This is a genomic window from Streptomyces sp. NBC_00258 (assembly GCF_036182465.1).
Taxonomy (GTDB): Bacteria; Actinomycetota; Actinomycetes; order Streptomycetales; family Streptomycetaceae; genus Streptomyces.
Genome location: NZ_CP108081.1, coordinates 6,605,693 through 6,623,287 on the forward strand (window position 1 = coordinate 6,605,693; position 17,595 = coordinate 6,623,287).

Annotated in this window: 21 protein-coding genes, 1 tRNA gene and 1 pseudogene; 19 read left to right on the forward strand and 4 right to left on the reverse strand. The window is 67.7% G+C overall.

What is annotated here, in order from left to right; translation table 11 throughout:
• The first annotated feature begins 530 nt into the window (after positions 1-530).
• Both OG718_RS29470 and OG718_RS29475 read left to right on the forward strand, forming a co-directional pair.
• Positions 531-913: pseudogene (locus tag OG718_RS29470) on the forward strand (type II toxin-antitoxin system RelE/ParE family toxin).
• Positions 914-941: 28 nt separating this feature from the next.
• On the forward strand, positions 942-1,292 hold the full coding sequence (locus OG718_RS29475) for a helix-turn-helix domain-containing protein (RefSeq protein ID WP_328845619.1): 351 nt from the start codon (positions 942-944) through the stop codon (positions 1,290-1,292).
• A gap of 280 nt (positions 1,293-1,572) precedes the next feature.
• On the opposite strand, the gene OG718_RS29480 is transcribed toward OG718_RS29475, so the two are convergent.
• A tRNA-Gly gene (locus tag OG718_RS29480) sits at positions 1,573-1,646 on the reverse strand.
• A 563-nt stretch (positions 1,647-2,209) separates the two neighbouring features.
• Between OG718_RS29480 and dcd the strand changes: the two genes are divergently transcribed.
• Both dcd and OG718_RS29490 read left to right on the forward strand, forming a co-directional pair.
• Positions 2,210-2,785 (forward strand): dCTP deaminase, encoded by a 576-nt coding sequence (dcd, locus tag OG718_RS29485; RefSeq protein WP_143640041.1) that lies wholly within the window; start codon positions 2,210-2,212, stop codon positions 2,783-2,785.
• An 11-nt stretch (positions 2,786-2,796) separates the two neighbouring features.
• Positions 2,797-3,306: a phosphoribosyltransferase gene (locus tag OG718_RS29490; protein WP_328845620.1), complete on the forward strand. Its 510-nt coding sequence runs from the start codon at positions 2,797-2,799 to the stop codon at positions 3,304-3,306.
• 1,819 nt (positions 3,307-5,125) lie between these two features.
• Here the strand turns inward: OG718_RS29490 and OG718_RS29495 are convergent.
• Positions 5,126-6,364, reverse strand: coding sequence for a helix-turn-helix domain-containing protein (locus OG718_RS29495; RefSeq protein WP_328845621.1), 1,239 nt, complete (start codon positions 6,362-6,364; stop codon positions 5,126-5,128).
• Positions 6,361-6,681 carry a putative quinol monooxygenase gene (locus OG718_RS29500; protein WP_328845622.1) on the reverse strand — a complete coding sequence of 107 codons (321 nt, stop codon included), beginning with the start codon at positions 6,679-6,681 and terminating at the stop codon, positions 6,361-6,363. The genes OG718_RS29495 and OG718_RS29500 overlap by 4 nt, the downstream gene beginning before the upstream one ends.
• A gap of 191 nt (positions 6,682-6,872) precedes the next feature.
• On the opposite strand from OG718_RS29500, the gene OG718_RS29505 reads away from it, so the two are divergent.
• From OG718_RS29505 to OG718_RS29575, 15 genes are all read left to right on the forward strand, one after another.
• Positions 6,873-7,199 (forward strand): SCO3933 family regulatory protein, encoded by a 327-nt coding sequence (locus tag OG718_RS29505; RefSeq protein ID WP_328845623.1) that lies wholly within the window; start codon positions 6,873-6,875, stop codon positions 7,197-7,199.
• A gap of 2 nt (positions 7,200-7,201) precedes the next feature.
• Complete coding sequence (locus OG718_RS29510) at positions 7,202-8,539, forward strand: FtsK/SpoIIIE domain-containing protein (protein ID WP_328845624.1); 1,338 nt, start codon at positions 7,202-7,204, stop codon at positions 8,537-8,539.
• 84 nt (positions 8,540-8,623) lie between these two features.
• Positions 8,624-8,794 (forward strand): hypothetical protein, encoded by a 171-nt coding sequence (locus OG718_RS29515; protein ID WP_328845625.1) that lies wholly within the window; start codon positions 8,624-8,626, stop codon positions 8,792-8,794.
• 74 nt (positions 8,795-8,868) lie between these two features.
• The gene (locus OG718_RS29520; RefSeq protein WP_328845626.1) at positions 8,869-9,519 is read left to right on the forward strand and encodes a DUF2637 domain-containing protein; all 651 of its coding nucleotides are present in this window, start codon (positions 8,869-8,871) and stop codon (positions 9,517-9,519) included.
• A gap of 19 nt (positions 9,520-9,538) precedes the next feature.
• Entirely contained in the window at positions 9,539-9,724 is a 186-nt protein-coding gene (locus tag OG718_RS29525; RefSeq protein WP_328845627.1) for a hypothetical protein, read from the forward strand.
• Between the two features lie 4 nt (positions 9,725-9,728).
• Positions 9,729-9,917, forward strand: coding sequence for a mobile element transfer protein (locus tag OG718_RS29530; protein WP_328845628.1), 189 nt, complete (start codon positions 9,729-9,731; stop codon positions 9,915-9,917).
• A 14-nt stretch (positions 9,918-9,931) separates the two neighbouring features.
• Entirely contained in the window at positions 9,932-10,087 is a 156-nt protein-coding gene (locus OG718_RS29535; RefSeq protein WP_328845629.1) for a hypothetical protein, read from the forward strand.
• Positions 10,088-10,110: 23 nt separating this feature from the next.
• Positions 10,111-10,413, forward strand: coding sequence for a SpdD protein (locus OG718_RS29540; protein ID WP_328845630.1), 303 nt, complete (start codon positions 10,111-10,113; stop codon positions 10,411-10,413).
• 3 nt (positions 10,414-10,416) lie between these two features.
• Positions 10,417-10,959: a GGDEF domain-containing protein gene (locus tag OG718_RS29545; RefSeq protein ID WP_328845631.1), complete on the forward strand. Its 543-nt coding sequence runs from the start codon at positions 10,417-10,419 to the stop codon at positions 10,957-10,959.
• Positions 10,960-11,053: 94 nt separating this feature from the next.
• Positions 11,054-11,233, forward strand: coding sequence for a hypothetical protein (locus OG718_RS29550; protein WP_328845632.1), 180 nt, complete (start codon positions 11,054-11,056; stop codon positions 11,231-11,233).
• Positions 11,233-11,433: a hypothetical protein gene (locus OG718_RS29555; protein WP_328845633.1), complete on the forward strand. Its 201-nt coding sequence runs from the start codon at positions 11,233-11,235 to the stop codon at positions 11,431-11,433. The genes OG718_RS29550 and OG718_RS29555 overlap by 1 nt, the downstream gene beginning before the upstream one ends.
• On the forward strand, positions 11,430-12,860 hold the full coding sequence (gene repSA, locus OG718_RS29560) for a replication initiator protein RepSA (RefSeq protein WP_328845634.1): 1,431 nt from the start codon (positions 11,430-11,432) through the stop codon (positions 12,858-12,860). The genes OG718_RS29555 and repSA overlap by 4 nt, the downstream gene beginning before the upstream one ends.
• 123 nt (positions 12,861-12,983) lie before the next feature.
• Positions 12,984-14,405, forward strand: a complete 1,422-nt coding sequence (locus tag OG718_RS29565; RefSeq protein WP_328845635.1) for a recombinase family protein — start codon at positions 12,984-12,986, stop codon at positions 14,403-14,405.
• A 356-nt stretch (positions 14,406-14,761) separates the two neighbouring features.
• A complete protein-coding gene (locus tag OG718_RS29570; RefSeq protein ID WP_328845636.1) occupies positions 14,762-15,736 on the forward strand; it encodes a hypothetical protein in 975 nt (324 codons plus the stop codon).
• A 17-nt stretch (positions 15,737-15,753) separates the two neighbouring features.
• Positions 15,754-16,497, forward strand: a complete 744-nt coding sequence (locus OG718_RS29575) for a hypothetical protein (RefSeq protein ID WP_328845637.1) — start codon at positions 15,754-15,756, stop codon at positions 16,495-16,497.
• Here OG718_RS29575 and OG718_RS29580 read toward each other — a convergent pair.
• Complete coding sequence (locus OG718_RS29580; protein ID WP_143640047.1) at positions 16,415-17,584, reverse strand: sulfite oxidase; 1,170 nt, start codon at positions 17,582-17,584, stop codon at positions 16,415-16,417. The two genes, OG718_RS29575 and OG718_RS29580, sit on opposite strands and share 83 nt — an antisense overlap.
• Between the last annotated feature and the right edge of the window lie 11 nt (positions 17,585-17,595).

The window sequence follows — 17,595 nt, forward strand, 5'->3', positions numbered from 1 at the left end:
ATCCGATCTCGGCGAGCCTTCTCGTGGCGGTGGCGACCGGAACGGGCGGTGAGATGGGGCGGCAACTCTGGGATTCCCTACGCGGGTTGCTGCGGAGGGAGCAGGCAGATGAAGCCACTGGGTTACCAGGCCCGTCGACCGGCGAAGCCGAACTGACGGCCTTGGCTGAGGCGCCCCATGACGTGGAGCGGGCGCGAGCGCTCAGTGAAGCTCTGAGTTACCGCGCCGAGCGAGACCCCTTGTTCGGGGCCGACTTGATGCAGTGGCAACGGCAGGCGCAGGCGCCGCAGAGTGGGGACGGGGACACAAGAAACACCGTGAGCGGCGGAAAGCAGAGCGGCCCGGTCGTGCAAGGACGTGATTTCTCCAGGATCAACTTCAATGCCCCCGGACAGGGGTAGCACCTCCATCGGCCGTCCACTGGTCGGCGAGGGCGGTGATCGTGGGCGGCGTGAGTGATCGGCAACAGGGGCGGGTGGACTGGCTGGTCGCGAGCACGAGGCAACCCCTTCAGGCGTCGTCGACGGCCCCTGTCCGCGTTCTGCTGTGCCAAGGTCACCTGCGTCAAGGTCACCGATGAGTACGCGGAATGGTTCAGGCGGCTGATCAAGGAAGACCTCGGCTCGGCCACTCAGGTGGCCCAGGCGGTTGCTGCCCTTCGTGAGCCGGGCCCCACTCTAGGGCGTCCCCTCGTGGATCGGCTCAAAGGGTCGGAGCTGCACCACCTCAAGGAGCTGAGGCCGGGATCGGGCGGTCGGTCCGAGATCCGGATCGTCTTCGCCTTCGACCCGACGCGTTCGGCCCTCCTGCTGCTCGGAGGCGACAAGGCTGGAAACCGGGACGCTGGTACCGCGACAACATTCCGCTGGCTGAACAGCTCTACTGCGACTACACCGGCGACACGGAGGATTGAGGAGTAGTTATGCCCAAGAGGAGTAGTTATGCCCAAGAAGGCCCCTCAGGGCCGGGAGACCCTGGAGCAGGAGCTGTACTCGGCCGGCGTGGGGCCCGCCGAGGTGGAAACCGGATCACGCCGCCTCCTGGCGGAAGCCCGTGGGCATCAACTGGCTGAGGCACGCAAGCAGTACGGCCTGGTACAGAAGGACGTCGCGGCTCGGATGGGGGTGAGCATCGCTCGTGTGTCCCAGATCGAGCACGGCGAGGTCGCCACTCCCGACATCGTCGCGCGCAATGTGGAGGCACTCGGCGGCCGACTGGACCTGGTTGCCGACTTCGGTGACCACACGGTGCGGATGCCGGCGAGCGGTGATCAGGGCAGCGCGGCAGCGTAGTCGCCTGCAGAGGCTCGGGGTTTACTCACGTGGCGAACCTTCCCGCGAAGTTCCTCGAGGAATGGCAAGCTGAGGGCTTCCTGCGCTCAAAGCGCGTCCTACGCAGCGCGAAATCGCAGGTCATCGCGTGCGCTACGGCATGACGATGAGTCCGTGTAAGGCCCTACCCGAAGCGCTCGTGCCCTTCGCGTGCCCAATCCTCAGGTGCCAAACTCCCGGAAGAACGCCGGAACGGCTCACGAACAAACAAGCCCCAGGCCGCTGACCTGGGGCTTCAATATGGAGCGGGTGACGAGAATCGAACTCGCACTCTCAGCTTGGGAAGCTGATGTTCTACCACTAAACTACACCCGCGTAAGACGCCGATTCGGACGGTTTGGACCGGTGTCGGAAACGCGGAATCACCATACCTCATGCCAGGCCCCCGGCGCTGAATCCGTGGGGCCCGGTGCTGTTTCGGGGGATGGACGGGGCTGCGGGGCGCGGGAGTTGGGGCGTACGGTGGAGGGGATGAAGAGGGGCTGCGCGGGATCGGAGTGCCGCCTGGAGGGCCGTCCGCTTCGTCCCGTAATGTGGCGCTTCCTCGTCAGGCAGACGCGGCTCTTGGGGAAGGGACTCTGAGGACTTGATGGAACGCAGCACCGTCGTCCGTTGTGCCGAAGGGCACGTGTTCAGCACCGCCTCGCTTCCGATGCAGCAGGCCGATCGGCTCGGCCCCGGCCGGCTGATCCGTTGTCCACGCTGTGCCCGGCTCCGCAATGTCGTACCTGTGGAGTACGAGAGGCGCTGAGCACACGCAGTGCGCAGTGCTCGGTACGTGGTGCCGGGTACCGCGCGCTCACCTCGTTCGTGACCGCCCGGGTCCGCCACGATCACCGGATTGTGGCGGGCCCTGTCGCTCTGCGTATCCTCGGGGCGTGCTTCTCTCTGACAAGGACATCCGGGCCGAGATCGACGCCGGGCGCGTACGGATCGACCCCTACGACGAATCCATGGTGCAGCCGTCGAGCGTCGACGTGCGGCTCGACCGCTACTTCCGGGTGTTCGAGAACCACCGCTATCCCCATATCGATCCGTCCATCGAGCAGGCGGATCTCACTCGGCTCGTCGAGCCCGAGGGGGACGAGCCGTTCATCCTGCACCCCGGGGAGTTCGTCCTCGCGTCGACGTACGAGGTCATCACGCTTCCCGATGATCTGGCGTCCCGGCTCGAAGGCAAGAGTTCGCTCGGGCGGCTCGGGCTCGTCACGCACTCCACCGCAGGGTTCATCGACCCCGGCTTCTCCGGGCACGTGACCCTTGAGCTGTCCAACCTCGCGACCCTCCCCATCAAGCTCTGGCCGGGCATGAAGATCGGGCAGCTGTGCCTGTTCCAGCTCAGCTCGTCGGCCGAGTTCCCGTACGGCAGCGACCGGTACGGGTCCCGCTACCAGGGGCAGCGCGGACCGACCGCCTCACGCTCCTTCCTCAACTTCCATCGGACCCAGGTGTGAGTGGCGGCGACATGAGCGACGTGCGCGAGAACCTCACCTACGACCGTTTCGGCCTCGCCGTCCGCGAGCTCGCCCAGACCATCGCCGACGACGGGTACGAGCCCGACATCGTGCTCAGCATCGCCCGCGGGGGCGTCTTCGTCGCCGGCGGGCTCGCCTACGCCCTCGACTGCAAGAACATCCACCTCGTGAACGTCGAGTTCTACACCGGGGTCGGGACCACTCTCGACATGCCGGTCATGCTGGCGCCCGTCCCCAACACCATCGACTTCTCCGACAAGAAGGTGCTGATCACGGACGACGTCGCCGACACCGGCAAGACGTTGAAACTCGTGTACGACTTCTGCGTCGACGCCGTCGCGGAGGTCCGGTCCGCCGTCATCTACGAGAAGTCGCAGTCACTGGTGAAGTGCGAGTACGTGTGGAAGCGCACGGACGAGTGGATCAACTTTCCGTGGAGTGTTTTGCCTGTAGTGCGTAAGTCAGGCGAGCCGATCACTCCATCGAAGGAAGCCCTCTAGCCTGCACTCATTGCTCTGTTACCGTCGCCCGATGGCTGATCTTGCTGGATGGCTGCAACTCCTTGGTGCGGGCAGCGTCGGTGGCGTTGTAGGCCAATACGTGAGTGCAAGCCCCGAACGCCGTAAAGCTCGTGCCGACGTTCGGAGCGCTATGACGGAATTGGATGAGCTTGTTTGGCGTGCAGATGACCCCGAGGTCTGGCCTCGGCTCCGGAGGGCCCTGCACGCATTCGAATCAGCCTCGATGATCGCCGGGGTATCTCGTGACCTATCGAATTGGTACGTGACTACGAGGTTTGCCTTCTACAAGCAGAGTCGTCGTAATTACGAGCGGCACGGCGGCCCCGACGAGGGGGGTGGGTGGCTAGAATCCCATCATCTGCAAGGCCTGAACGAGGCCGCCGAGATGATCTACCAAGCTCTGTGGCATCCTCAGCGGTCCCGGTGGTTTCGGAAGAGGCGACTTGCGGCAGCCAAGGACCGGACGCGTAAGGCTGTAGCAGACTCGTCGGAGCTCTTGCGCGATCTAGACAGAGCCGATGGGCCAGTCTGATCGCTCCTGTGGCTGGGGACGTAGACAAGCACGATGATCACGAGCCTGCTGGTTGCGAATACTTGTGGTGTGCAGCCTGAGCTGAGACTCCCAAGGCCTCACCGACCTCCTTCCAGGTCAGATCGTGCACCTCTCGGGCCGCGATGACCTCTTCGCGGAGGACGGACTCGGCAGCATCCCGAAGGATGGTCGCAATGAGGAGCCGGAAGCTAGCACTCGTGTCACCCGACTGTTTGGATGCTCGCCGGATCTGATCTCGCATGATCTCGTCGGCAACTGAGGTCCGACCGTGCTCGATGCGCAGTGGGCGTGTGGCCATCAACGTAGTTTGACAAAACTGACTGGCCGTCACCGATCAAATGAACATAAATGCAGGTCAGGGCAGGGTTGTTCGCGACGTTCCAGTGTCAGTGCGCTGCCTCAGAATAGATTGTGCGGCCATGGCCCCGGTAACGGCGGCCCCTGGTCCTAACGCAGGGCCAAGGCTTCCACCGGAAACGGCGGCGGCCCCCTGGTCCTACGCAGGAGGCCGCCAACACCGTCAGAAATGCCAACCGAAGGAGGTCGACATTCCCAGCACTCGAAAGTGTAGGCGCTGCCACCGTCCGCGACCCATGCGCAAAGCCGCACCCACAGCCCGGGGAACCCGTCAGATCCGCACCCACCTGGTGGAACACGGTGCACGCCGCCACCTCCGTAGGCTCTTGAACTCCGCGTCGGACGAGCTCATGCGCACGGCTGTGAAAGCCAGCTTGAGCGGGGCAGCGACCTTTGCGCTCTACTGGTGGCACCACCGCTGACGTGCCCAGTGGTGGGCTGCTAACGCACATGGGACGGCTATGCGCCCCTTCAGCAACCCACTACTTCCCCAGCTTCCATCCCGTCCGCCGTCGACCCACACACCGTGGAGCGGGCGTGGTTCATGGCGTCCAGGTGGAGCGCGCCACTGTACGAACGACCTGGACGCCATGGGCCGCGTCTGCTCGGCTCTGCCTGGGTCGACGGTGGACGGGATGGAAGCACCCCCACGCACGCCACTACTCGGCCGGCACTCGCGAACGGCGCCCCGTCCATCCCGGAGTCTGAGCGCCCCCGCCGGAGGCTCGTTCTGGCCGTGGCTTGCACGTCTAGGTTCCTACCCTGGGCCGTAACATGCTTGCGGCCCCAGGGGCCGGCCCCGGCGCCGAAGGCGCAGAGGGGCCGAGCCCAAGGGGCCAGCCCGCGCTTTGCGCGGGCCCTTGATGAGGTAGAGAAACCTGTAACAACTCAGCTCACGCCACAGCGGTCGGCAAGCTCCCGGAGGGTCTCGGGCACGCGTCGGTCCGACAGTTGGATGAGGTCACGGATGACTTCGCGGGCTGAGTGGTGGTCGCGAATTTGTTCGGGTGCGAGGGTCTCGGCATCCAAGAGTGCTGCGGTCGCCTCGCCAACGTGTCGGCGTTGCGCGTGGGCCCGTGCTACGTCGAGGAGGAAGCGCGATTGGCGCTCGGCTGAGAGACCGCCGGCGTCGACTTCTGCCGCAGTCTCCAGTGCCAGTCCCGCATCCCCTAGCTCTACGGCTGTACTCACTGAGTGGAGCTTGACGTTCGTGGGACCGAACTCGGTATCGAAGTCGTTCCGGTCCTCACCCAATCGCGTGGCGAGTTCCCTTGCTCGTTTGAGATGAGCATGGGTTCCAGGCCGGTTCCCCTCCCGCGCATTGATCACGGCAAGCACAAGGTTCATGGCGCCGAGAAGCGACAGTTCCTCAGGTGGGCAGGCGGGGTTCTCTCCCCGTGGTTCCAGGACTTCGACCGCTGACTTCGCCGCCTGCTCGGCCTGGTCCATGTGTTGCTGCCGCATGAACGCATGAGCCATGCGAAAGAGGCTGGCCACCACCTCAAGCGGCTGGCCGGCCATCTCGGCTGCCTGCAAAGCGCGGTCTGCGGCTACCCATGCGGCATCCGCCTGGTCCTGCCGAGTGAAGCTAGCGGCGGCTGCTTGGTAACTGCGCGCTCTGAGCGAATGCAGCTCGACTCGATCGGCCGCTGGCGCGTGGCGAACTGCAACTTCGATGTCGGGGAGCAACCTGACGAGATGGTCACTCAACGCTGCAAAGCTCGACGCGTGCACGTACTCCCATGCCTGGTCAACGAGTTGGCGAAACTCGGCAAGCGAGGGCGTAGGAGAACTAGGTCTGCGGTCGAACAGGCTGCCCAAGGCAGGATGGCCAGTGAGGGCGACGCGTAGACCGTCTAGATCATTGCTTTCCGGTTCTGGCGCGTCGTCCGCAAGGTTCGTCGGGGCGGGAGCGGTGTCGGGACGAACATCCTGCGTTGAGACGCCTAGTGCGTCGGCGAGCGCTTGAATGATTGCGAAGCGTTCAACGGGCTGCACGCCGCGTTCAACCTGAGATACCCAGCTCTCGGATCGCCTCATGGCTGCGGCAAGGTCGGCTTGCGACATGCCTGCCGCCCGTCGCAGTTCCTTGATCCGCTGTCCAGTGGTAGGCGGTAGGGCACTCACTGCGCGGCTCCGTGCGGGTACTTCCCGGCGTACGGCTCAAGCCAGTCCACGTCGGTCTTCTCGACGTACCGGGTTCGCTCGCTCAGAAATCGAACCGTGTGCGGCTGGCGCTCATGCTCGTCAAACGCTGCCCGATCGGCGTAGATCTCGAAGAAGATCCGCTCAGCGGGAGCCCCCTCGACCTTGTGGCAGGCGTAGACCAGCGTTCCTGGCTCGTGCGCCCGGATCCCCGCTTCGGTCTCCTTCACCAGTGTGTCAAAGGCATCGCCCATCCCCTCACGCAGAGTGAATCGGACGAAGAGTGCGAAATTTCCCATAGCTCCTCCTTCTCCTCGCCGACAGTCTCGCAGACTCAGAGTTTTGCTGCTAGTCGCAGCTTTTCTGTTGACCCGCAGAAAAACTGCGAGTAGCTTCGGGAGGGTCAGAGAACAACGCACCCCGGACTGCGTGCCATCCGCCAAGATCACAACGCAGTCCGGGGCTCATCCCACAAGGGGAGAACTCCATAATGCCGTCCTTCAAGATCGACACTTCGACTGCTGTGGTGTTCGTGGCGACTGCGCCCGAACCGAAGGTGAAGAACTTCCAGACCGGTGAGCGGGCCGTGAATCAGGAAGGTCACGCCATGTCGACCGTGGGCCTGGTGGTCTCGGATGAGGGGGAGGGGAACCTCCTCAAGGTTTCGATCCCGGAGACCGGCTTCCCGGAGGGGCTCGTGCCGGGCATGCCGGTCAAGGTCATCGGGCTGAAGGCCAAGGACTGGGAGAACGTGATCAAGGGTGAGAAGCGCTCGGGTATCGCGTTCAGCGCGGTCGCGATCACCCCGGCGGCCTGACCATGAGTGACCTGTCCCTGTGGCTGGAGGCAACCGGAGCCTTAGTGGGTGCCGGTGGCCTCGGCTACGCGAAGTTCCGCGCTCCGCGCGTGTACTGGTCGCTGGTCGGGCTGCCCGCCACGTGGGGGCGTTTCAGCTTGAGTTACCGCTCGACGATGGATGTGTGCGGGCTGACGGTGCAGCCGTCCGGTCTGCGGGCGTTCATGACCCGGAGCGTCGCCCGTCGTGAGGTGCAGCCGGTACCGCCGAAGATCCGCCGGGTACGCGGCACGTCGACGGGCCTTCGGGTCACGCTGCGACTGCCCGCCGGCCTGGAGCCCGCGGACGTGATCGCGTCCTCGGAGCGTCTGCGTCACGCGTGGGGTGTGCACTCGGTCACCGTGGCCGAGACGAAGCCCGGGTTCGTGGAACTGCGGATGACCGGCTATGACGTGCTGCGTCGGGTGCGGATGCCGCGCAAGGCTCAGCCGCACGGCATGGTGGTGCCAGTCGCCCTGCGCGAGGATGGCACCGCGTTCGAGCGGGACTACCGCAAGATGCCCATGGCGCTCACCTTGGGCGCCAACTCCTCCGGCAAGTCCATGTATCAGCGCAACCTGATCAAAGGGCTGGCCCAACTGCCCGTGGCGCTGGTCGGTGTCGACTGCAAGCGCGGGGTGGAACAGTCCGCGTTCGCGCCCCGCCTGTCGGCGCTGGTGACCACTCCGGACCATGCCGCCTCCCTGCTCGATGTCCTGGTCGCGGAGATGGAGACCCGGTTCGACCTGCTGAGCCTGCATGGCGTCTCGGACCTGTGGGAACTGCCCTCCGCGGTGCGCCCGGTTCCGATCGTCGTGCTGGTCGACGAGATCGCCGAACTGTTCTTGATCTCCTCGAACAAGGATGAGGAACGCCGCACGAGGATCGTCACCGCGCTGATCCGGCTGGCACAGATGGCCCGTTCGGTCGGCATTCACCTGGAGATCTGCGCTCAGCGCTTCGGCTCCGACCTGGGCAAGGGCGCCACCATGCTGCGCGCTCAGCTCACCGGCCGTGTCGTGCACCGCGTCAACGACAAGGAAACCGCCGAAATGGGGCTCAAGGACGTCGCCCCGACCGCGGTCCCGGCTGCCTGCGTGATCCCCGCCAACCGGCCCGGTACCGCGGTGGCGACCGATGCGGCCGGCGGCTGGTGCCGCATCCGCACCCCCGAGACGTCCCGCGATGAAGTGGTCGCGGTCTGCCGGGAGTTCGCCCACCTGGTCCCGGATCTGCCCGTCCTCGACCCGTTCCGGCCCCACGTGCCCGCACCGGCTGTTGACAGCCCGTCGCTGGTCAAGCCGGTCCCGGCTACCGAATAGCGCCCTGCTCCATCCCGGTCGGCGCGACCGCCTCGCGCCAGGTCCCTACCCCGCCCATGCCGAAACCGAGAGGAGCACCACCCCGTGACCACATCCCAGAGCAAGGCTCCCGCGCCGGAGGTGAAGGACTGCCCGGTGTGCAAGGGCACCGGCGAGGTCTCCCGCACGGTCCGCGTCGGTCGCCGGCATCGCCCGGTCGGCCAACAGACCGGCTTGTGCCTGAACTGCCTCGGAAGCGGCCAGGCCCCCGACTGATCAGCGCCGGGGCCGGGCGGCCGGACACCGATCGCCGCCCCGCCCCGGCCCAACTCCCCGAAGGAGGTGAGGACATGCCCCGCTCGATCCGCGTGGACGCCGTACTCGTACAGGCGGTCATCGCCGGCGCGCTGTCCTTCGCCCACCTGCACGACCTGGCCGAAGCCGCCGGACAGACCGGCTGGAAAGCCTGGGCCTACCCCATCTCGGTCGACCTGCTGCTCGTCGCCGCATGGCGCCGGTTGCGCACGGCCCGCCGGGACCGGTCCGCCTGGACCTGGTTCGTCATCGCTCTGGTCGCCTCGCTCGGCGCGAACATCGCCACCGCCGGACTCCTCGACCTGAAGCACGTGCCCGCCTGGCTGTGCATCGTCGTGGCCGGCTGGCCTGCCCTGGCCTTCCTCGGCGGAACCCTCCTCGTGCACGCACCGACCGAACCGGCCGCTCCTGCACAGGCTGTGGACGAACCGGCCGCACCGGAAGTCGCCATGCACCGCACCGACGAACCCGCTCCCACGCCTGCTCCGATCCCGGAGCTGACCCCCGTACCGACTCCGGCTGCGGTGCCTGCCGTACCGGCCGCACTCCTGGACCACGCGCGAAAGATCGCCGACGCGCACCGCGCCTCGACCGGATCGCCGATGCCCGCCGATGTGCTGTCGGCCCGGCTCCAACTGCCCGCCCCGATGACCGACGCTATCGCCGCTCAACTCCAACTCACCTGATCAGAAAGGAGATTCCCCCATGCCTCGGTTCACCTTCGACCGCCCCACCGACTTCGTGGACGCGGCCCGCGAGATGGCCGACTCGGGCCGCCCGACCTTGGCCCGTCTGCTCGCCGAGGAAGCCGCCGACCGCACCCCGGACCCGGACGCGGCAGCCCGCATCCTCGCCGAATTCTCCGGCCGCAGCCTCCGACAGGAGGACTGACGCCATGACCGCCTATCGCCGCTTCCGCGACGTGGTCCGCATGGGACCGGTACAAGTCGCGACCTACTACGACGGCCGCGGCCGGAACAAGCACACGGCCGCCTGCACCGCCCCCGGCTGCGGTTTCTCCACCGAGCACGACGACCGCTCCGCCGCCGAACTCACCGCCCGAACCCACCGCTGCAAGGCCTGAGAGGAGATCCCGCCATGGACGTTCCGCTGTGGCTCGCCCTGATCGTCGTCGGATGGCTCGGCGTCAAGCTCGCCCGTCCGCCGCTGTGGCTGGTGGCCGTGCTCCTGCTCGGCGGCTACCTCATCGCCGGCAGCTTCCTGGGCCCCGCCGTCGGCACCGCCATCAAGTAACCCAACCCGAAGGGACACCACCCGTGTTCACCCCGAAGTACCCGACCCCCGACACCGCACCGCCCCCGGCGGCCAGCACCTCGACCGTCCACACCCCGGTGCCCATCACGTCGGCCCCGGCCCCGGCCCCGGTCTCCAACCGGCCCACGGTTCAGCTCACCCCCGGCAGCGTGCTGGTCCTCGCCGTGGGTGGCGGTGGCGTGGTGCTCGTCGTCGGCGCGGTCCTGGTCTCGCTCCTGCTGGCGGTCGCCATCACCGGCGTCTCCGTCGCCGTGGTCTCCGTTGTCCTGCGTCTGCTCGTCAACGATCTACACAAGGCGAGGTGAGTTGTGGAAACCGTGATTGCCGCAGCGTTACCGGCGCTCGGATGGGCCCTTCACAGCGGTCTCCTCGCCCGCCGCCTGGCCACCGCCCGCCGTGATCCGTTGACCGGTCTGCACACCCGCGCCGGGTGGACCACCCGCGCCGAACACCTGCTCAACCGGCACACGACCGCGCTCGTCGTCCTGATCGACCTGGACGACTTCAAGAGCACCAATGACACCCATGGTCACGCTGCCGGGGACGCGGTTCTCATCGCGACTGCCCGCCGACTGCGTGACTGGTGCGGACACCACGGCATCGCTGCCCGCCTCGGGGGAGACGAGTTTGCCGTGATCGTCACCGGCCTCGGCCAGACCCCCGGCATCGCGGCCCTTCGCTCCGCCCTCGCCCGGTCCGTCCCGCACGCAGGCGACCTGTTGCCGGTCTCCGCCTCGGTCGGCTCCTGCCACCGCAGCGACCTGCCCGTGCCCGTCCTCACTGACGCCCTGTCCGCAGCCGATGCCGCGATGTACGCGGCCAAGGGACACGGCCGCCGCAACTCTCGCTGAACGGCCCCCGGAGCGGCCTCAACCGCCAAGTTTCGTCCGCTCCGGGCGCCTTCCCACCTTCCAGATTCAACGGACCCGAAAGGGAAGCCCCATCATGCCCGAGCACGACTCGAACCCGCTCGCCTGCCGCGACTGCAAGGGCTTTGCCATTGCCGCGGTGACCACCGGAGCCCGTGACCACGACGGTTCCCGCGCCACCCTCCGTGTTGTCTGCCGGACCTGCAAGGGCACCGGCACGACCCGCATCGCGCGCAGGCAGAAGGTGGGTGCCTGATGCCGCGCCGCTGGAGCCTCGGAGTCGACCGCATCCTGTCCGACGGACTGGACGGTGACTGTGACCGCAACAAGAAGACCGCAAAGGCGCACAGCCTGCACGACACCGACCCGGGCGTGAAGCCGTCCCGTCCCGGTGGTTCCTCCGGCCCGTCCAGCTCATCGGCCAACACCTCGCAGAAGAAGGGGTGGCGCCGGTGACCGACACCGCCACCTTGGCGGGTCTCGACCCGGCCACCCTCACCGACGTGTTGAGGGTGGCCGGTGCCGATGGCTTCGACCGCTGGCATGAGCAGATCCGCCGCACCGGCGGCTGCACCGACCCGATCCGCCTCACCGGCGCCACGAAGACGATCGACCCGGCCACCAAGACCGTCCTGCACTACTACGACACCGACCAGGAGCCGGGCGGCATGCTTCGCATCGCTTGCGGCAACCGCCGCGCCTCGCGCTGCCCGGCCTGCGCCTGGACCTACGCGGGCGACACCTATCACCTGATCCGCGCCGGACTCACCGGCGACCCGGCCAAGGGCACCCCGCACACCGTGCGCGATCACCCCCGCGTCTTCGCCACCCTCACCGCTCCGTCCTTCGGTCCCGTCCACAACCGCCCTGCCAACCGGCCCTGCCGCTGCGGGACTCGTCATGCCGACGATGCGCCGGAACTCGGCACCCCGCTCGACCCGGGCACCTACGACTACGCGGGCGCGGTGCTATGGAACAACCACGCCTCCGACCTGTGGCGTTACTTCACGATCTACCTCCGCCGCGAGATCGCCGCTCGTGCCGGCCTCACCCAGAAAGATGCCCGGGAACAGTCGCGGCTGTCGTTCGGGAAGGTCGCGGAGTACCAGAAGCGCGGAGCCGTGCACTTCCACGCCGTGATCCGCTTCGACGGACCGGACGGCCCCGACTCCCCGCCCCCGCACTGGGCAACCATCGCGCTACTCACCGACTCGATCCACGCTGCCGCTGCCCGCGTCGCGGTCGACGTACCCCCGGCCCGATACCAGCCGGACCCCGACCAGCCGGCGCGCGTCCAGCCGGCCCGCACCCTGCGGTGGGGCACACAGCTCGACGTGCAGCCGATCGGCGCGTTCGGCAACGGCGAAGACCTCACCGAACAGGCCGTTGCCTCCTACGTCGCCAAGTACGCCACCAAAGCCGCCGAGACCACCGGCACCGTCGACCGCCGGGTCGGCAACAAGGAGGCCCTCGTCCTCCTCGGCGTGCCCGGCCACCCCCGCCGCTTGATCGAAGCGTGCTTAGACCTGCACGCCCTCTACCCGGAACGGAAGCTGCGGGACTGGGCTCACATGCTCGGCTTCCGCGGCCACTTCTCCACCAAGTCCCGCCGCTACTCGACCACCCTCGGTGCCCTTCGGCAGGTCCGTGCCGACTACCGGGCGGCCCAGCAACGCGCCGCGCTCGGCCTGCCCGACCCTGACGACAACCCGGAGGCGACCACCCTGACCCTCGCCCACTGGACCTATGCCGGCCACGGCCACACCCCCGGCGAATCCTGGTTCGCAGCCAACATCCGCCGGGACATCCAGCTCAACCGTGAGACCGCACGCGAAGCCCTTGCCGACTGGGAGGGAGGTGAGCTTGATGGCTCGCAGGACTGACCAGGACGCGCGCAAGTCCGTGATGACGAAAGACGAGTGGATCGCGAAGCACCTGCGTCGTGCCCCGGCCCGGGATGACGAATGGGTTCGCCGTTTGCTCGTGCTTCAGGGACGGGTCTAGCCATGGTCCTCAAGGTCGCCGTATATACGCGGATCTCCAGGGATGACGAGGGCGATGGGCTCGGCGTTGCACGCCAACGTGAGGACTGTGAACGGCTCGCAGAGTTGCGCGGCTGGGACGTCGCGAGGGTGTACGAGGACAACGATGTGTCCGCGTTCAAACGGAACGTCCGGCGGCCTGAGTTCGAGTTGGTCTTGAGTGACTTGGCGGATGGGCTGATTGACGGAGTCGTCGCGTACGACCTCGATCGGCTCGCCCGCCAGCCGAGAGACCTTGAGCGGCTCATCGACCTCTACGACGAACGCAAGCGGCGGATGTTCGCGACCGTCACCAATGACGTGAACCTCTCGACGGCCGATGGGCGCACGATGGCCCGCGTCATGGTGGCGTTCGCCAACAAGTCTTCGCATGACGCCTCGCGCCGGATTCAGCGCAAGCACCTGGAGTTGGCCCGGCAGGGCAAGTCGAGCGGTGGTCCTGCGCCGTACGGCTGGCTGAAGGGTGGGCGGAAGGTCGACCTCGAAGCCGCTGAGCACATCCGTGCGGCCCAGAGACAACTGCTGGCCGGCGTACGCATTGGGACCATCCGTACTGACTGGCAGCGGAGAGGGCTTGGGCATCCGCGTCAGGGAACTAAGCGGACTGCTCATCACCACCTCGAACACATGCTGACCAATCCGCGGCTGTGCGGATACCGCACCTACCGCGGAGAGATCCTCCTCGACGATGAGGGTCAGCCGGTGATCGGTGAATGGGAGGTGATCAACACCGTTGAAGAATGGGAAGCGGTCTGTGCCGTCGTTGTTGAGCGCAAGCAGAAAGATCCTTCTCGGTCGTTCGCACGCAAGTACCTGTTGTCAGGCATTGCGCGTTGCGGACTGTGCCACACCAAGATCCGGGGTCAGGTCAACAAACGTTGGAAGCCTGGTTCGAAAGCCGCCACGTTCACGTACCAGTGCTCAGTGGTGAACGGGGGATGCGGGCAGGTGGGACGTGTCGGTGATCCTGTCGACGAGTTCATCATCGGCCTGGTTCTCGCGGAGCAGCGGCAGAAGGCTGCCGGCAGTGCCGTGGACCCGGTTGAGCAGTGGCCGAAGCTGTCCGAGCTGGCTGCCGTTGAGGCCGACGTTGCGGAGCTGACCCGAGCAGCGAGGGACCAGAGGATCACGGTCTCGACCTTGCTTCAGCTCCTGCCTGACCTGGAGCGGCGACGGGATGAGTTGAAGCTCGAACGTGGGCGGTTCAACAAGGAGCGGCAACAGACCGAATCGCTGAGCGCGGACATCGGCGAGGACTTCCGGTCTCTTCCCATCGAGCGTCAGCAAGCGTTGATCTTGCACAGTCTGTCGGCCGTGCTGATCCATCCGGCAGGGCGGGGGAAGCGCAAGTTCGACCCGAGCTTGATCGAGCCGGTGTGGCACTGACTGACTCGCAAAGCTCTACATGGGGCCCTCGGCTGATCGAAGCTGAGGGCTCCATTGCGTTGACCTGCGGCGATGGCTCGTCGGCAACGACCCTCATTTGGTCAACGACGCCTGGAGTGTGGAGCCGCCTGTGGTGAAGAGGGCCGGGCAGGTTCTCGACGCGTAGCGCTCCGCTGGGGCGTCCGTTTTTGGCTGCGGCGTTGTTGTGGCTGGTCGCGCAGTTCCCCGCGCCCCTTACGGGGCGCGTTTTTTTGTGCGGTTTTCATGCCGTTAAAAAAACGCTTGCGTTTCGCTAGTGACCCCCGTAGCGTTCGTGTACGAAACCGTTTCGTATCGATTGAGGGGAGGGCCGGGTCATGGTGGTCAGCAGTCCGGTGGTTCTCGCCCTCGCGCTCTCCCTGGTCTCCGCGTTCTGTTACGCGGCGGCCGCCGTGGTTCAGGAGCGGACCGCGGCCGGTACGGCTGATCTGCGGGGCACGCTCGCCCGCGGCTCGTGGTGGGGGGCCGTCGGGCTCAATGCCTCCGGCGCGCTGCTGCATGTCGTCGCGCTGCGGTACGGGCCGCTGACCCTCGTGCAGCCGCTCGGTGCGCTGACCCTCGTCGTTGCGGTGCCCCTCGGCTCGCTGGTCGCCCGGCGGCGGACCTCGGGTACGCAGTGGCGCGGTATGGCTCTCACTCTTGTCGGGCTGACCGCGTTGCTCGTCGCCACCGCGGCCGGTCGCGCGCCGGACGACACCCTGGGGACCGGTGAGGTGCTCGGGGTCGCGCTCGCCGCCTTCGTCGGCATCGCGGTGCTCGTTCGCTCAGCCTCCGGCAGATCCGCCCTCGGCGGTCTCGCCTTCGCGGCGGCCTCCGGTATCGCCTCCGGGGTCGGCTCCACGCTGGCGCAGAAGCTCGCCGTCGGGCCGACGCTGTCCTGGAGCGTGGCGGTGGTCGCGGTTCTCACCGTCGCGTTCGCCTCGGGCGGGCTGCTGCTCTCCCAGAAGGCGTACCGCAGTGGCCTCGGCGGTCCGCTGGCCCTGCTCACCCTCGTCAACCCGGTCACCGCGTCCGTCATCGGCATCGGCCTGCTCGGTGAGGGCTTCCGGTACGGCACGACGGGCACCCTGATCGCCCTCGCCGGTGCGGTGGCGGCTGCCCGGGGCGTGATTCTTCTCAGCCGTCCCCAGTCCCACCAGGACCGTCCCGGCCGGCGTGCCGTACCGGAAGCCCTCGCCCACGGCCGGCCGCGCCTGCCGCGCCCCGTCCGGCTCCTCCGCGCCGGCCTCCCGTCCGCCGCACGGGTACGCCCCGTCACCGTCGAACTCACCGGCACGAGCCGGACCGTCTGAGAAGGAGAACACCACACATGACGACAGCCTTGACCTCCGTCTCCGCCTCGACCATGGCGGCGCCTCTTCCGCTGCGGCCCCACACCACCGTGCGCGCCGCGGGACTCGTGGACGTACCGGCCGTGGCACGCCTGATCGCCCCGACCGACACCGGAGCCGTCCCGCGGCACCCGGACGCCGCCCCGGTCGACTGGGACCGGGCCCGCCGTGCCATGCGGCTGATGCTGGCCCACCATGCCCTGGAGGACGGTCAGGTGTGGGTGGCCGAGCGTGAGGACGGCACGCTTCTCGCGGCCGCCGTCTGGCTGCCTCCCAGCTCCGGTGCCGAGCCGCCCGACCAGCGCTTCAGCGGCCTGCTCTCGCGTGAGCTCGCCCTCGGCCCGCAGGACCGCCCGTTCCAGTCGGCCGGCCTGAAGAAGGCGGGGCCCGACGGGGCCCACTGGAAGCCCGACGAGTCGCACTGGAAGGTGGCCGTCGTCGGTGCGCTGGACGACACCAGCGCCTGGGACCACACCGTGGCCGCCGACCTGCTGGCACCGGGGCTGCGTGCCGTCGACGAGGAGGGCGGCACCGCCGTCGCGGTCACGCTCTCCGCCCGTCACGGGGACCAGTTGCGGCCCCTCGGGTTCCGTCGGCCGCGCGCGGTCTGCCTCACGCCCGGCGGGAGCGTGTGGCTGACTACTCGTCAACCTCAGGGCACAGCACGGGAATCCGCTGTACGAGATTGTTTCCGAAGCCTCCCCGGTTCCAGGGCTGCGTGACCGGCTGGGTGTTGCCCGCGGCATCCGTGGCCCGGGCCGTCAGGACATGGGTGCCGGGAGTCGCCGTCCAGGGCGCCTGCCAGTGGCGCCAGGACCAGGCATGGCCCGGGCGGCCGTCCGGCGGGTCGAGTTCCGCCTCCTGCCAGGAGCCGCCGTCGTCCGTGCTGACCTCGACCTTCGTCACCGGGGCGTGGCCCGACCAGGCGCGGCCCTCCAGCCGCAGTGGACCGGGGCGTACGACCCTCGTGCGGGACATGAAGTCCGGGAAGCCGGGCGGGACCATCAGCGCGCGCGGCGCGATGCGGGTGACCGGGTCGCCGGGCTCGTCGGGAGACTGGCGGAAGCGGTAGGCCACCGACTGCTGGAAGCCGGTGAACGGGGTGTCGGTGAGCGTGATGTCCCGCAGCCACTTCACATGCGCCATGCCGTACCAGCCGGGGGCCACCAGACGCAGCGGATACCCGTGCTGCGGTGGCAGCGGGGCGCCGTTCATCTCGTACGCCACCAGGACCTCCCGGTCGGCGGCCGTGGCGTCCGCGAGCGTCAGGCTGCGGCGGTAGTCCTGCTCGACGCCGCGTTCCACGCCGTGGTCGGCTCCCGTGAAGACCGCCTCGACGGCGTCCGGCTCCACTCCGGCCTCGGCGAGCAGCGTCCGCAGGGGTACGCCGGTCCAGTCGGCCGTGCCGACCGCCTCGACCAGCCAGGGCTGGCTCACGGGGCGCGGGGTGAGGCGGGCCCGTCCGTTGCCCGCGCACTCCATGGTCACTCGGTGGGTGACGGGCGGGAGTGAGTACAGGGCGGACAGGTCCAGGACCAGGGGCTCCCGGACCAGGCCGCCCACCGTCAGCGTCCAGGTGTCGGCCTCGGCGGGCGGAACGTACGGGATGTCGTAGTGGACCAGTACGTAGTGCAGGCCGGGTGGGGTCACGTCGTGGCGCAGGGTCTCCAGGAGCAGGCCGTGGTTGCGGGCCGCGAGGGCCAGCTCCTCGTGGCTGATGTCCTCGTCGGGTCCGGCCACGCGGCCCGGTGTGCTGACGCCGGCCAGTGAGCCGTTCCGGAAAGTACGTCCGTCCGTGACGCCGTCCATGGCTCCATCGT

Bases quoted from the DNA above. Each gene is read 5' to 3' on its own strand.
- OG718_RS29475 (WP_328845619.1), top strand. From the start codon at position 942: ATGCCCAAGAAGGCCCCTCAGGGCCGGGAGACCCTGGAGCAGGAGCTG.
- OG718_RS29490 (WP_328845620.1), top strand. From the start codon at position 2,797: ATGAGCGACGTGCGCGAGAACCTCACCTACGACCGTTTCGGCCTCGCC.
- OG718_RS29500 (WP_328845622.1), bottom strand. From the start codon at position 6,681: ATGGGAAATTTCGCACTCTTCGTCCGATTCACTCTGCGTGAGGGGATG.
- OG718_RS29505 (WP_328845623.1), top strand. From the start codon at position 6,873: ATGCCGTCCTTCAAGATCGACACTTCGACTGCTGTGGTGTTCGTGGCG.
- OG718_RS29510 (WP_328845624.1), top strand. From the start codon at position 7,202: ATGAGTGACCTGTCCCTGTGGCTGGAGGCAACCGGAGCCTTAGTGGGT.
- OG718_RS29520 (WP_328845626.1), top strand. From the start codon at position 8,869: ATGCCCCGCTCGATCCGCGTGGACGCCGTACTCGTACAGGCGGTCATC.
- OG718_RS29525 (WP_328845627.1), top strand. From the start codon at position 9,539: ATGCCTCGGTTCACCTTCGACCGCCCCACCGACTTCGTGGACGCGGCC.
- OG718_RS29530 (WP_328845628.1), top strand. From the start codon at position 9,729: ATGACCGCCTATCGCCGCTTCCGCGACGTGGTCCGCATGGGACCGGTA.
- OG718_RS29535 (WP_328845629.1), top strand. From the start codon at position 9,932: ATGGACGTTCCGCTGTGGCTCGCCCTGATCGTCGTCGGATGGCTCGGC.
- OG718_RS29550 (WP_328845632.1), top strand. From the start codon at position 11,054: ATGCCCGAGCACGACTCGAACCCGCTCGCCTGCCGCGACTGCAAGGGC.
- OG718_RS29555 (WP_328845633.1), top strand. From the start codon at position 11,233: ATGCCGCGCCGCTGGAGCCTCGGAGTCGACCGCATCCTGTCCGACGGA.
- OG718_RS29565 (WP_328845635.1), top strand. From the start codon at position 12,984: ATGGTCCTCAAGGTCGCCGTATATACGCGGATCTCCAGGGATGACGAG.
- OG718_RS29570 (WP_328845636.1), top strand. From the start codon at position 14,762: ATGGTGGTCAGCAGTCCGGTGGTTCTCGCCCTCGCGCTCTCCCTGGTC.
- OG718_RS29575 (WP_328845637.1), top strand. From the start codon at position 15,754: ATGACGACAGCCTTGACCTCCGTCTCCGCCTCGACCATGGCGGCGCCT.
- OG718_RS29580 (WP_143640047.1), bottom strand. From the start codon at position 17,584: ATGGACGGCGTCACGGACGGACGTACTTTCCGGAACGGCTCACTGGCC.